General features: G+C 70.8%; 19 protein-coding genes. 9 read left to right on the forward strand and 10 right to left on the reverse strand.

Translation table 11 applies throughout. The features are described 5' to 3' along the window. Positions 1-388 precede the first annotated feature (388 nt). Positions 389-727, reverse strand: coding sequence for a type II toxin-antitoxin system PemK/MazF family toxin (locus BN1197_RS02610; protein ID WP_040155993.1), 339 nt, complete (start codon positions 725-727; stop codon positions 389-391). Beyond that, positions 711-908 carry a hypothetical protein gene (locus BN1197_RS02615; RefSeq protein ID WP_040155995.1) on the reverse strand — a complete coding sequence of 66 codons (198 nt, stop codon included), beginning with the start codon at positions 906-908 and terminating at the stop codon, positions 711-713. The genes BN1197_RS02610 and BN1197_RS02615 overlap by 17 nt, the downstream gene beginning before the upstream one ends. A 112-nt stretch (positions 909-1,020) precedes the next feature. On the opposite strand from BN1197_RS02615, the gene BN1197_RS02620 reads away from it, so the two are divergent. The 3 genes from BN1197_RS02620 (at position 1,021) to BN1197_RS02630 (ending at position 2,302) form a co-directional block, all read left to right on the forward strand. After that, positions 1,021-1,335 (forward strand): hypothetical protein, encoded by a 315-nt coding sequence (locus BN1197_RS02620; protein ID WP_040155997.1) that lies wholly within the window; start codon positions 1,021-1,023, stop codon positions 1,333-1,335. Continuing rightward, positions 1,325-1,570, forward strand: a complete 246-nt coding sequence (locus tag BN1197_RS02625) for a YlcI/YnfO family protein (RefSeq protein WP_040155999.1) — start codon at positions 1,325-1,327, stop codon at positions 1,568-1,570. Before BN1197_RS02620 ends, BN1197_RS02625 begins: the two co-directional genes overlap by 11 nt. Positions 1,571-2,095: 525 nt before the next feature. Beyond that, positions 2,096-2,302, forward strand: coding sequence for a DUF4267 domain-containing protein (locus tag BN1197_RS02630; RefSeq protein WP_261795859.1), 207 nt, complete (start codon positions 2,096-2,098; stop codon positions 2,300-2,302). 3 nt (positions 2,303-2,305) lie between these two features. On the opposite strand, the gene BN1197_RS02635 is transcribed toward BN1197_RS02630, so the two are convergent. After that, positions 2,306-2,962: a TetR/AcrR family transcriptional regulator gene (locus BN1197_RS02635; protein WP_082043569.1), complete on the reverse strand. Its 657-nt coding sequence runs from the start codon at positions 2,960-2,962 to the stop codon at positions 2,306-2,308. A gap of 78 nt (positions 2,963-3,040) precedes the next feature. Between BN1197_RS02635 and BN1197_RS02640 the strand changes: the two genes are divergently transcribed. Further along, the gene (locus BN1197_RS02640; RefSeq protein ID WP_217991140.1) at positions 3,041-3,511 is read left to right on the forward strand and encodes an ester cyclase; all 471 of its coding nucleotides are present in this window, start codon (positions 3,041-3,043) and stop codon (positions 3,509-3,511) included. Positions 3,512-3,615: 104 nt separating this feature from the next. On the opposite strand, the gene BN1197_RS02645 is transcribed toward BN1197_RS02640, so the two are convergent. The 5 genes from BN1197_RS02645 to BN1197_RS02665 all read right to left on the reverse strand — a co-directional run bounded on the left by BN1197_RS02645 (position 3,616) and on the right by BN1197_RS02665 (position 7,017). Next, complete coding sequence (locus tag BN1197_RS02645; RefSeq protein WP_040156002.1) at positions 3,616-4,062, reverse strand: hypothetical protein; 447 nt, start codon at positions 4,060-4,062, stop codon at positions 3,616-3,618. A 151-nt stretch (positions 4,063-4,213) separates the two neighbouring features. Beyond that, complete coding sequence (locus BN1197_RS02650) at positions 4,214-5,416, reverse strand: sensor histidine kinase (RefSeq protein WP_176489698.1); 1,203 nt, start codon at positions 5,414-5,416, stop codon at positions 4,214-4,216. Positions 5,417-5,421: 5 nt separating this feature from the next. After that, positions 5,422-5,931: a hypothetical protein gene (locus BN1197_RS02655; protein ID WP_040156005.1), complete on the reverse strand. Its 510-nt coding sequence runs from the start codon at positions 5,929-5,931 to the stop codon at positions 5,422-5,424. Further along, the gene (locus tag BN1197_RS02660) at positions 5,928-6,647 is read right to left on the reverse strand and encodes a response regulator (protein WP_040156007.1); all 720 of its coding nucleotides are present in this window, start codon (positions 6,645-6,647) and stop codon (positions 5,928-5,930) included. The genes BN1197_RS02655 and BN1197_RS02660 overlap by 4 nt, the downstream gene beginning before the upstream one ends. Positions 6,648-6,795: 148 nt before the next feature. Next, positions 6,796-7,017: a hypothetical protein gene (locus BN1197_RS02665; protein ID WP_141397187.1), complete on the reverse strand. Its 222-nt coding sequence runs from the start codon at positions 7,015-7,017 to the stop codon at positions 6,796-6,798. Positions 7,018-7,271: 254 nt separating this feature from the next. Between BN1197_RS02665 and BN1197_RS02670 the strand changes: the two genes are divergently transcribed. The 5 genes from BN1197_RS02670 (at position 7,272) to BN1197_RS17930 (ending at position 11,374) form a co-directional block, all read left to right on the forward strand. Then, positions 7,272-7,793, forward strand: a complete 522-nt coding sequence (locus BN1197_RS02670; RefSeq protein ID WP_052465901.1) for a MarR family winged helix-turn-helix transcriptional regulator — start codon at positions 7,272-7,274, stop codon at positions 7,791-7,793. Then, on the forward strand, positions 7,790-9,196 hold the full coding sequence (locus BN1197_RS02675) for an FAD-dependent oxidoreductase (protein WP_040156013.1): 1,407 nt from the start codon (positions 7,790-7,792) through the stop codon (positions 9,194-9,196). Before BN1197_RS02670 ends, BN1197_RS02675 begins: the two co-directional genes overlap by 4 nt. Next, complete coding sequence (locus BN1197_RS02680; protein WP_040156015.1) at positions 9,193-9,807, forward strand: NAD(P)-dependent oxidoreductase; 615 nt, start codon at positions 9,193-9,195, stop codon at positions 9,805-9,807. Before BN1197_RS02675 ends, BN1197_RS02680 begins: the two co-directional genes overlap by 4 nt. Positions 9,808-10,238: 431 nt before the next feature. Further along, entirely contained in the window at positions 10,239-11,225 is a 987-nt protein-coding gene (locus BN1197_RS02685; RefSeq protein WP_082043618.1) for an Abi family protein, read from the forward strand. A 26-nt stretch (positions 11,226-11,251) separates the two neighbouring features. Then, positions 11,252-11,374, forward strand: coding sequence for a hypothetical protein (locus tag BN1197_RS17930; protein WP_261795842.1), 123 nt, complete (start codon positions 11,252-11,254; stop codon positions 11,372-11,374). A 25-nt stretch (positions 11,375-11,399) separates the two neighbouring features. Here the strand turns inward: BN1197_RS17930 and BN1197_RS02690 are convergent, their stop codons facing one another. After that, positions 11,400-12,065, reverse strand: a complete 666-nt coding sequence (locus BN1197_RS02690; protein ID WP_052465902.1) for a flavodoxin domain-containing protein — start codon at positions 12,063-12,065, stop codon at positions 11,400-11,402. Next, positions 12,062-12,565: an anthrone oxygenase family protein gene (locus BN1197_RS02695; RefSeq protein ID WP_040156018.1), complete on the reverse strand. Its 504-nt coding sequence runs from the start codon at positions 12,563-12,565 to the stop codon at positions 12,062-12,064. Before BN1197_RS02695 ends, BN1197_RS02690 begins: the two co-directional genes overlap by 4 nt. Positions 12,566-12,633: the final 68 nt, after the last annotated feature.

The raw sequence follows: 12,633 nt of genomic DNA on the forward strand, positions 1-12,633 counted from the left end.
GCCTCATTCCTCCCCGATGTCCCCGATGTCCCCGATGTCCTCGTTCCTCCCCGATGTCCCCGATGTCCCCGATGTCCCCGATGTCCCCGATGTCCCCGATCATCGTCACACCCGTAGGTCGCGATGCCGTCATGCTCGGTTCCCGCACCGCACGTCGTGACCCTCAAGTGCATGCCCACGACAGCCCGCGGCCGCCGTGCAGTCGGCGACAGAGCGTGGGACAGGCGACCGGACGCACGTGCAGTCAGTCGGGGACGAGCGCCCCGCGTGGTGAGCACCTCGACCAGGTGTCGATTTCGGTAGACACAAGCCAGCGCGGGAAGTACCAGGTGACACGCGCCATCGCCACCAGGAGACGACGTACGCACGCGGCAGATCCGCGCGGTTCTCAAAGGTCAATGAGGAGTGCGATGGTCTCGCGCACCTCACCGAGGATCACCGGTCCCACGTTGCCAGCAGTGGCCACGATGCGACTCACCGCGACGGAACGGACATGTTGGCACTGAGCAGCCGACGTGTCGGCCAGATGATTCCCGGGGTTCGGCTCCACCAGCACCTCGGTGCTGCTGCGTCGGATCGACCGCGTCAGCGGAACCACCTGAACGACGTTCGGGCCGCCGCGAAGGATCCGCCGCGCCGTGACGACGATGGCCGGCCGGCGAAGGCCGGCTTCGCTTCCCGTCGGAGTGCCGAGATCCAGCTGGACGACATCACCCGGCGTCAGCATCCAGCCACTCCGACTCCTCGGAATCCAGGTCCCGCGCCATGTCGACGGCCATCGAGTCCTGGCGCAGCGCGCGGAGGGCGGCGCGCACGGTGTCATCGATCGTTTCGTGCCGCTCGCGAGCCAGTCGTGTCACGTGGGCGTGCGTGCCCTTGCTGACCCTGATGGTCGTGGTCTGAGTCATGAGTCCAGGGTAGGTCTGTGTAGACGGGTTCGTCTACGGCGCACCGCGGCGCTTGGGGGCCGAGGCGACAGCGGCTGGACCGGGTGTAGTCGATTGTTATACGGTATCCTCCATGAGCGAACGGTTCGATCCCGAGGCGCTCGATGACACCGAGCCCTTCGAGGTCGACCGGCAAGCCGCTCACCTGTTCAAGCACCCGCACCTGGGGCTGGACGACGTGATGGACGCCTGGCACAGCGACCCGCTGTTCTATCCGGCCAAACCGCCGGCTCACTGGCTGATGTTCGCTGAGGTCGGTGGGCGAGTTCTCATCGTCCCACTGGCCCCCTCCCGCTCGGGGGATCCGAGCACGTGCAGACCGATCGGCTGCTACGAGGCGTCTTCGGGCCTTGCCGCCACCTACCGAAGGGACCGTGATGAGCACTGACAACAGCTCCCAGCAGATGACGCCCGAGCAGGAGCACGCGTTCTACGCCGACCCGCGCAACCAGGAGCCCCAGGGCCCCCCGCGGCGTCGCAAGCGCCCACTGAACACACCCGTCCCCGTGCGTTTCCCGGCAGACCTGCTCGAAGAGGTCAAGCGCGCGGCCGAGGCCGACGACCGCTCTGTCTCCGCCTGGATCCGCCGAGCTGTCGAGCACGAGCTGTCGCGCTCCGCCTGACCCGCCAAGGTGCCCTCCGGGGACCCGCGGGGATGCAGCCCACTTCCCACCAGCGACCCAAGGTCGGCCACCTTGGCCAGGATCCGGTCGAGGGTGCGGATCTCGGCGGCGGAGGTGCACCACGCCTTCGCAGCGGGCGCAAAACCAGCCACCGCCCTCATCGTCCTCACGCCCGGGGTCGAGCGACTCGACTACTTCCGCCTCCTCGCCGCCGCCCTCGGCGGTCAGGCCGGTCTATCGCTCCTCGACCCCGCCCAGGAGCGTTTCGACAACCATTTCGTGGACTCACCGGTCTGGGACGAGCACCTTCGCGAACTCCAACAGCCTCCGACCGGGCGGAGCGTCGCCCCGATGAGAGGGCGTGACCCGCGCTGCTCGCAGCCACTGTCACGGCCGTCGTCGGGTGCCTGGCCATCATCGCCATCGGACTCCGCCTCCTCCTCAGCCCCGACCGGGCGACGCGCGATTTCGGCGTCGAGCCCGGACACGTCCCCGCACTGACCCAGATCAAGGCCCGTCCGCGACATCGCCTCCGGCGCCGTCGGCCTGGTCGTGTGGGGCATGGCTACGCCGACCACGCTCGGCTGGGTGCTGCTCGTACAGGCCAACACGCCGGTCGCCGACGCCGTCATCGTCATCCGCAACGGCGGCTCGGCCCGGCATGCCGTCGCGGTGCACGCCACCACCGCAGCCCTGCTGATCGCGACCGGATCGGTGCTCATCCTTCGCTGACGCTCACGAATGCAGGGAACGCGCCGCGGGTGCCACCCGGAGAACGAGTCCGACGAGGAAGGAGCGATACCACTCGTGGATCTGTGGCTCGCCCCAGCCGAGGTCGAGAAGGTCCAGGTAGGACGCCGGAGAACCGAGCAGCCAGATCCGGTCGCGCGCCTGCGGGTGCGGAACCCGGAGCCAACCCAACCCCTCCCAGTGGGCAGCGGTCCGGTCGGCACCCGTCATCCGCTCCGCGTCGGTCGCGCGAACGAAGTCGGCCAGGGCCGGTTCGCCGGCCTGAGCTCGGAGGGCGAGCGCGATCAGAGGCGCGCTGCGGGCGTTGATGGTCAGGGCATGGGCGGCCCAGGCATCGGCCGCCTCGTCGGGGGTCGCGGCGGCCCGGAGCCGGACAATCCCCTCCCTCTCGGCGATGGGAATCGGAGCGTCGTCCCCGGCGATCCGCACGTCGTAGACGCTTTTGAGCAGGGCGGCCTTGCTGCCGAAGCCCTTGTAGATCGTCTCCGGCGAGACCTCGGCCTCGCGTGCGATCGCGCGGATCGTGGTCCCGGCCCATCCGTCCCGCAGCAGCAAGCGTTCCGCCGCGGTGAGGACGCGAACGCGGGTGGCTGCAGCAGATTCGGCTCTTGACGTGGGTGGGTGCGAGGCGGAGGATTTCATTACAGTCAACTGTAACGAGAGGAGGGCGCCATGTCGACGCCGACACCCGAGGCAGTGGCCATCCAGAGCCTCCACGCCATGGCCATCGGCGATCAAGCCGCCCTGGCCACGCTGATCCACCCCGAGGCGACCAATCGGGAAGCCATCGACGAACCGGCCGACTGCCGGGTGCAGGGGCCGGCCGCGTTCACGGCCACCTCGCAATGGCTCCGTCAGGCGTGGAGCGACATCGCATTCACCGCCGACACCTGCGTTGCGCGCGACGACCTCGTGGTCACATACGGGACGATGTCCGGCCGACACACGGGGCCTTTCACGGTGTACGACGACCGAGCGCAGATCGCGCAGGTCTTCCCGGCCACCGGTCGGTCGTTCACCGTGGACCATGCCCACTTCTTTCGGATGAAGGACGGCCGGATCGTCGAGCACTGGGCCGTCCGCGATGACCGCTCCCTCGGCGAACAGCTCGGCTGGGCGCCGCCCAGCCCGATCTACGCCCTGCGCATGAGCCTGGCGACCGCCCTGGCTCGGCGACAATCGAAGCGGTAGCGGGTCGGTCGCGGACCGACGACCTTCGCCTTCCCACGCCACGTCGAGAGCGATCGAAGCGCAGCGTCGGGGGCCGGCTCCCCCGAGTCACCGGCCCCCGACGGTCAGTTCACCGGCACGCGCGGGGGACGTGGCGGCATGCAGCGGTCCATACCGCCGGGCTGCGCGTTCACGGTCTTGCACGGCACCGGCACGGGCACCGGCCACGGACGGCACAGCGCCGGATGCACCCGGTCGTCGTCGGACCAGGGCAGGCACGGCTGCGGCGGCTTGCACGGCCACGGGAGCCGCCCGTCCGTGACCTTGCACGGCCACGGCAGGCATGGGCCACGGAGCAGCCCGTCGACGCCGTGCACCGGCTGACACACCCGCCCGCGATCTCGGGTCAGGTCGGACGACGGGTCGGCGCCCCGCTCCGCGGCCTGCGCGCCGGGCGCGCCCGCGAAACCGACGGCGGCGAGCCCGGCGAGCGCCGTCGCCCGTCGGAGGCGGGCAGCGTGGCGCGTACGGCTGGGCCGCCGGTCGTGGGTGCCGGTCGTGAATGCGGTCATGGTCCTCATCGGGTCGTCCCCTCCCTGACGTCCCGGGCGGGACGTCGCTCTCGAATCGACCCTTCGAGAATCCGCCGCCGGGTGCAGGGCGGGCGTCGGCCGCGTGGACGATCCTGCGCTACGTCGGCGCGATGACGCGCGGGCCTCGAGGTCAGTGGGAGGCGGACACCGGACGGCGACGCGGCAGGGTCGCGCGGATCGTGAACACCTCACCGGGCTCGACCGCAAAGAGACCGCCGCAGGCGGTGACACGTCCCTCGAGTCCGCGCAGACCGCGCCCGCTGCCGTGGGCGCGCAGGGCCGCGTCCCGGCCGGCTCCCGCGGTACTGCTCAACCGCAGCCCGAGTTCGTCGACGCCCCAAGCGACCACGAGGTCGACGTGGCTGCCGCGACCGCCGTGCCGGAGCGCGTTCGCCAGGCCCTCCTGGACGAACCGGTAGGCGGCGTGGTCCTGATCCGCGGCGAGCGGGAACGGTCGGCCGCGGGCGTCCAGTCGGACCGTCACGCCGCAGGCGCGGGTCGAGCGCACAAGGCCGCCGATCGCGTCCAGTCGACCGAGCTCCACGAAATCCACACCGGCGTCATCGGCCGCCCGCGCACCACCCTCGGCAAGAAGTCCGAGCAGGCGACGCAACTCCTGCATCGATGACGTGCTCGTCGACTGGATCGCCTCCAGGGCCGCCAGCACGCGCGCATCGGAGTCGGGTTCGCCCGCCGCCACCGCCCGGGCGCCCGCCGCCTGCAGAGCGATGGCCCCCATCGAGTGGGACAGCGCATCGTGCAGCTCCCGGGAGAGCGCGAGCCGATCCTCCTGTCGGGCGAGACGGGCGCGCGTCGCGAGCGCCTCCTCGCGCAGGCGCGCGTTCTCCTCGGCGCGGAATCCGGAGCGTCCCGCCATCCACGTCAGCGACGTGATCACGCCCCACAGCGCGGCGGTGACGGCGACTCCGGCCGCGTCCATGGCCACCAGCGTCGCCGCGTTCGCCGTGTTGAGCGCCCAGGCCGGCACGCAGCCCACCACGAACGGCAGCGCCGCTCGCAGCGGTAGGCGGCGCGCGGCGTCGAACAGGGCGATGGTCAGCGCGGTGAACGGCTGATACTCGGGCAACGTCACGCCCCAGAACACCGTGTAGGCGAGCGCCACGCAGAAGGCCCACCCCGTACGCCCTCGCAGCACGGCCAGACCGCCGTAGGTGAGCAGTCCACTCGCCACGAGAACCCACAGCGGGAGCTCGCCTCCCCAGCGCAGGGTCGTCCCGCCGCTCCACATCGTCAGGTCGAGGACGAACGCGGCGGCGAACAGGGCGATCGTCAGTGCGGTGCGGGAGGGTCGCCGTCCTGGGTGGTTGCGCACGACGGCTAGCGGCACCCCCGGCATCCCGGCCAGATCCGGCACCACCAGGGCCGGCGGGCCGGCGACGGTCGTGGGCGCCTCGTGTAGCCGGTCGCCTCCGGCTTCTCGGGCGGAGGGGCCGTGTCGCGGGCCTCGTGATCGGCCAGGAAGCGTTCGAGGTCGTCGAACTCGGACTCCGGCGTGCCCAGGGCCGGAGCGGGCAGCTTCTCCGGCGTCTCCGCGATCGGCATGTCGAGTTCGAGGGCCACCGCGTCCTCGGGAACGCCGTCGTTCGGCAGCACGACGCTGCCGTCCACGACGTAGCGCGCGAACGGAGTGTCGACGGCGACACGCGCCCGAGTGGCCTCCCGTCGCCTCCGCAGCGCGCAGGCCGTCTTCGGGTGAAGGACGACGAAGTCTGTCGCGGCGAGCACGCCGGCCCCCAGGTAGGGTCCGGTCCGCTCTCCGGAGAGGGCCCAGACGCTCACCCGGTAGCCCGCTCCCGGTGGCTGCGGATCGGATACGTATTCGGTCACGGTTTCTCCTTCGTGGAACGTGCGCCTCCCGGCGCGCTCGGCACGAGCCCGGAACGGAAGGCGAGCACGACGGCCTGCGTGCGGTCCCGGGAATCGGTCTTCATGAGAATGCGAGAGACGTGCGTGCGGACCGTCGCCTCGCTGACGAAGAGTCCACGGGCGATCTCCGCGTTGCTCAGCCCGTCCGCGAGGAGGGTGAGGATCTCGAGCTCGCGCTCGGTGAGGCCTGCCAGGCGTTCGCCCAGCGTGGCGCGATCCGGGGGGTTCGCCCGCCGCAGCGCGTCGATGACGGGAGTCGTGACCGTCGGGTCGAGCCAGCCCCGACCGGCGGCGATCGTGCGAATCGCGGCCGGGAGATGCAGCGGCGCGGAGTCCTTGACGATGAAGCCGCTCGCGCCCGCGTGCAACACCGCGAGCACGGTCTCGTCGTCACCGAACGTCGTGAGTGCCAGCACCCGCGGCGTCGCGCCGTCGAGGGCGGAGTCGTCGATGATCGCCCGCGTCGCCTGCACCCCGTCGAGGCCGGGCATGGACAGGTCCATGAGGACGACGTCGGGGCGCAGCTCGCGCGCCGCGGCCACGGCGTGCAGCCCGTCCGCGACGGCGCCGGCCACTTCCAGGTCCGGATGGGCCGACACGAGCATCTCGATGCCGCTGCGCACCATCGCGTCGTCGTCGACGACGAGGACGCGCGTGACCCCGATCGGATCGCCCATGACGAATTCCCCTTGCGCCGTGCGCTTATGCCAAGCATGAGGTGGATGGGGGTCGCGGTCAACGACGACGGGGGCGGTGGCCGGCCGTCCCTCCGACCATCGCCCCCGTCGCCCGAGACCCCCCGAGTTGCGAGCGTCTGCTCCGGGTTTACTCCGCGACCCAGGAACTTCCGTTCGCATCCACTGTGTGGTTGGTGAGCATGACCCCGCCGCTGTCGTTCGTGTAGCGGTAGTAGGTCTTGCCGTCGACCGTGCGTGTCGAGTGCAGCTTCCACCCGTCTGCGGCCGACGCGGACTCCGCCGTCGCCACCGACAGCCCACCGAGACCCACCAGCGCCACCATCGCGGCGGCCACCATCCTCTTCTTCATCTCCACATCCCCCTCCTGATGACGGTGATCCGGGTGATCACCGTGCTTCGAAGGTAGGAAACGGGGCAGGGTCGATGCGTCGGCCGCGCTACGTATCCGCGCGTACGTCGGCAGGCGTACGTCGCCGCGGTCACATCGGCGCCCGGGCGGGGGACGCCGGCCGGCTTATCGACGGCCCCGGACGCAGCTCTCTCGAACGACCCTGACCCTCAATTCTTTTTGAATATCAATCAGATTTGAGTAACCATCACGTCATGGAGAACGGACCGCAGGCGCCGCAGGACGAAACGCGGGCGATCGCCTTCGGCCTCCAGCGGATCCTCTTCCTCGCCAACCAGACGGAGCGGGAGGTGGGGCGGCTCCTCGGTCTCAGCGCGACGGACTATCGAGCCCTGTCGACGCTCATGCAGGCAGGGCCGATGACCGTCGGCGAACTGGCGAGTGCCGTCGGCGCGACCTACGCGACGACCACGGCCCTGGCCACTCGGCTCGAGGCCGCAGGCCACGTCCGGCGCGCACGGGACGACGCCGATCAACGCAAGGTGCGGTTGCACGTCGAACCGGCCACGGCTGCGCGGGTGCTCGACCTCATGCGCTCTCCGATGGAGGCCACGACGACTTACGTCGCCGACCTGCCCGACTCCGACCGCGCAGCCGTGGCCGCGTTCACCACGACCGTGGCCGGCGCCCTCGCCGATCACCTGCGCACCCTCACCGACATCTCCGAGCCCGACGCCTGCCCCCGTCGCTCCCCGACCCGGAAGGACCGTCCATGACGATGCGGGATGACACCGCGCCGACCCACCCCTCCCCCGCCGAGCCGAACGACGTCATCGTCGTCGGCGCCGGGCCGGTCGGTCTGGCCTCGGCGCTGCTGCTGGCGCAGCAGGGACGAACCGCCACCGTGTACGAGAGCCGGGACGAACTGCTGCTCACCGACGAGAACAGCTACCCGATCGGGGTCAACGTGCGCGGCCAGGAGGCGCTGCGCCGCATCGATCCTGCTCTCCTGCACGCCTTGCGCGACACGGGGGAGCTCGTCGAGGGGTTCGTCATCCGCAACGGCACCCGGACCGTCGCGAAGCTCCCCTCGGGCACGCTCATCGGGACGACCAGGGCCCGCCTCACCCGCATCCTCTTCGATGCCGCCGGCAGAGAGCCGCGGATCCGAATCGTCACCGGCCACCGGCTGCGCACCCTCGACCGCGACGCCCGGCGCCTGGATTTCACGACATCCGCCGACGAGTCGGTCACCGTCGACGCGAGCCGCGCGATCGTGCTGGCCTGCGACGGCGTGTGGTCCCCGGCCCGCGCCTCCCTCGCCAAGTCGGTGACTGGGTTCGACCCGGTCGTCGGGGACTGGGGCGTGCAGTTCCGCGTCCTGTTCTCTCAGGCCGGAGCGACGGCGCCCGGCCTGGACCCCGCGCAGCACCACATCTTCACGAGCAACGGCATCTACACCGCCACCCTGCCGAACGGCATCTGGTGCATCGCAGTGACGGCGATCAAGGGCGACCCGGCCGAAGGCCTGCTCCTCGCCACGGACGCCACCGACGAGAACGTCGCCGCCCTGCGCGCCCACCTCGCCGAGCACGCCCCGCTCGTCCCACCGCTGCTGCGCGAGCAGGACTACCGGGCCTACTTCTCCCGCAAGCCCTTCGGCGGCGCGGTCGTCCGGTGCTCGCGCATCGCGTTCGACGAATGGCTCGTCCTGCTCGGCGACGCTGCGCACAGCGTCATCCCGCCCACGGGCGAGGGCGTCAACTCCGGGTTGGAGGACGCGTTCCTCGTCGCCGACGCGCTCGCGACCGATTCGCCCACACCCCTGGCCGACTTCGAGCGGGACCGCTTACCCGACCTGGAGGCGCTCGGCGAGTACGCGTGGCAGCTCAAGGAGAACCTGCGGACCACCGACCCGGTCGAGACCGCGAGCAACGTCATCGTGCGGATCCTCTCGAGCGTCGCCGCCCGCTTCGGCCGGCGTGACGGCGAGGTCGAGCAGCGCCTGTTCGGTCCCGACGCCGACCTCACCCGCTACGCCGAGACGATCGGCCCGTGGATCGCGTTCCGCGACCGCTGGACCCCCGTGGCCCGCACTGCCGTCCGCGGCGTGCTCGGCGTCCGGCCGGCCGTGCGCCGCGTCATCACCCGCATCCGTCAGCAGAAGGGACAACCGTGAACATCACCATCGTCGGCGCCTCGTCGGGCACCGGAGCAGAACTCGCCCGTGAGGCGCTCGTGCGGGGCCACGCGGTCACCGCGATCTCCCGCAGCGGCAACGTGCCGGAAGGGGTCACGGCCGTCACCGGCGACGCGACCGACCCGGCCGTGGCGCGCCGCGCCATCGACGGCGCGGACGCGGTGTTCGTCACCGTCGGCGGCTCCAAGGGCGCCCAGAATCCCCGCACCGCCGTGACGCGATCCGTCATCGCCGGCATGCAGGAGCCCGGCGTACGTCGGCTGCTCGTGCAGACCTCCCTCGGCGCGGGCGGCTCGGCCCGCCAGTTGCCGTGGCCGCAAAGCGTGCTCGCTCCGCGCATCCTCGCCGGCCCCCTGGCCGACCACGACGCCCAAGAGGATCTCGTACGCGCCTCCGGGCTGGACTGGACCATCGTGCGCCCGGCCGGACTCACCAACGGCACGGCCACCGGCGCCTGGCGGGCGCTGCGCAGCACCGACCCGGGCCGGGTCAAGGGCCGCATCTCCCGCGCCGACGTCGCCGGCTACCTGCTGCACTGCCTCGACTACCCCGCCACCGTCGGGGCAGAGATCGGGCTCAGCAAGGACTGACGGCGCGCCCCGCGGCCCGGCGTCCGGCCGTTCGTCGGAATGGACAGCGGCAAAGTCTTGCGCCTGTTCAAGCGCCCAGCCTTCATGTCGTGCACGCCGAAGCGACCGCCGCGGCCGTTGAGATCCTCCACCGCGCCGCCCGCATCAACGCCGTCGATCCATCCATCGCGAAAGCCAGCTCTGGAAGATCACCCGGACCGGCGAACTCCTCTCCGAGTCGCCCTGTTCCAGGGCGAGGCGCACTATGCACGTCGTAGGTGGTCTGCACAGCTGACCCAGCCCGTGCACGGATGACAGGCCCGCCCCGTGCGTCATTGCCGCTCAACCGTTTGTCATCGCCACCGGCGAGAACTCCCTGATAACCTGTCATCAATCGTTCAGCCCGCCCGGTTCGCCGGTGCGGGCTGGATCTCTTTTCGGGGGTGGTGGCGGTGGCGACGGTCAAGCCGTACACGACCGTCGACGAGCAGGTCGCGCTGTTGCAACGTCGCGGGATGGTGCTCGACCCGTCGGACGCGTCCCATTGGCTTCGCGCGGTGGGGTATTACCGGCTCAGTGGCTATTGGTATCCGTGGAGACTCCCCGGCTCCGCCGACACATCGAGACGATCGGACGACTTCGCCCCCGGCACGCGATTCGCCGATGTCGTGGCCCTGTACGAGTTCGACCGCAAACTGCGCACGCTGTTGCACGACGGCATCGAACGCATCGAGGTGGGCCTGCGCGCGCACGTCGGCGACCTGCTGGCCGCCAAGGCCCCGCTCGCGTACCGCGACCCCGGCACATTCCGTCCGACGTTCGACCACCGACGCTGGCTGACGACCGCCCGGCAACGCGTGGCTCGGGCCTCTCGGCACCACACCGCGCTGCAGCACCATCAGCGTGCCTACGGCGGAGACCCACCGGTGTGGATCCTCACCGACGTCCTGGACTTTCGAGACACGTCGATGCTGTACGCCGGGCTGCGCACCGAGGACCAGTGGACGATCGCGGACGCGCTCGGCGTGCATGTCGATCTCGGAGCGCTGCAGGGCAATCAGCGCGAGAAGGCGCGCCGCTCGCACCCCCTGACCCGGTGGTTCGAGCAGCTCACGGTGATCCGCAACAGCGTCGCGCACCATGCCCGCGTCTGGAATCGCTCGTTCGTCCCGGCCAGTACCGCCGCCCTCCGCGCCGTCCCGGGACTCGAAGAACTCCCCGAAGGGCAGAGCGAGCAGCTTTACGGCGCGCTCACGCTCATGGGTGTCCTCATCGAGTCACTCTCCCCGGGAACGTCCTGGCCCGAACGCGTCGAACGCCTCTTCACAGAGGAGTTCGACACGATCCCCGGCCGTAGCCGCACCGAGATCGGGTTCCCGACGGACATCACAGCCCCCCAGCACCTCCCGCGGGTGGAGTTGCCTACCCCTGCCGCCTGATCGACCTGTGACGCAGGGTCCTGGCCATGGGGGTTGGTGACGCCGTCCTCCGGCCGACGGTGCGCATGCTCGGGGTGGACCCGGCGGCCGCGACGTCGATCTCACGCCGCGACCTGCCGGATCTGCCCGAGTACACGGCGTGGGCCTGAGCCCGATCCGCCGAGCCGGGCGTTGTCATCGCTTTCGTCGCAGTTGCCCGGCCAAGTCGGCGCCCCACGCTCGGATCGCGTCGAAGTCCCGGAAGTCGCCGGAGGTGTCGTTGCCCGCGAATCCCCGGTAGACCAGTCCGTTGATCGGAGCCATGCGGCCGTAGTCGAGGAACCCACCGAAGGGACGCATCGCGATCGGTGTGAGCGACGGGGCCTGCCGGGCCACCTGTTCGAGGATCGCGCGCTTCGCCCGATCCTGCCGGGCGCGATCCGGGTCGATGCCGTAGCTCATCGACGTGAGGAACAGCGCCACCGGGATCTGCCTTAGACGATCGGCGTGACCGGAGAGGAACGCCGTCGCCTCCTCCTTCCAGGCATCCCGATGAACCGGGGCCCCGAGAACCGCCGCCTGGTATCGGTCGAGATCGATGCCCTCCCCGACCCGGCGAACCTCCGAACGCCATCCGGCGGCGCCGAACTCGTCGGCGATGGCGACCGCGACGTCGCCCGTGCTGCCGTACGCGGAGTCGTATCCGACGAGAACGTGACGACCGTTGCCCGGCCCGCGGTCGCCGTGCGCGAACGACGGCGTCGGCCCCGACGCTGCCCACACCCCGACCCCGGCGAGGGCGGCAGCTGCGGCGCCGCCCGTCAGCAGGGTTCGACGACTGACCTCGGGGTGCCCGCTCATGCCGGCACCTCCGCATCGACGCGCCGGACGCCGAAGGCGAGCGCGGTGAGGAGCAGCGCCGCACCGCTGACGGCGGTGCGAGTGATGTTGCCCATCTGCCAACTGGCCGAGTAGTCGGTCCAGATCGTCCGCGCGGTCTCGGCATCGAGCGGGCCGGTGTGCGCGGCGAGCCCCGTGTTGAGGGGCACGTTGTAGGCGAGGGTGAGGCCGACGCCCCCGACCGCGTAGAGCACGGTGGCGGCGACGAAGAGCAGCGAGGCGCGTCGGCGTCGCGCCCCGTGCGCGGCCAGGGCGGCCGCCAGACAGATCGGCGCGGTGCCGAAGAACACGGTCCCGAACACCGGGTTGCGGACCGAGGCGTTCATGGCCTGCATGGCCTCGATCGCGGTTGTAGAGGCGATCCCGTCCAGCCCCCACATCGTCGAACACACCCAGGCGTAGAAGAAGCCGAAGATCGCCCCGGTGAACAGGACTGCGAACAGTCCGAGCAGGTCGGCCATCCACCGAATCGAGTCAGGTGGGGCAGCCGTCCTGAGTGGAGATGGGGCCGGATTCGGCGTCGAGGTCG

The sequence above is a fragment of the Mobilicoccus massiliensis genome, from assembly GCF_000826525.2.
Lineage (GTDB): Bacteria > Actinomycetota > Actinomycetes > Actinomycetales > Dermatophilaceae > Mobilicoccus > Mobilicoccus massiliensis.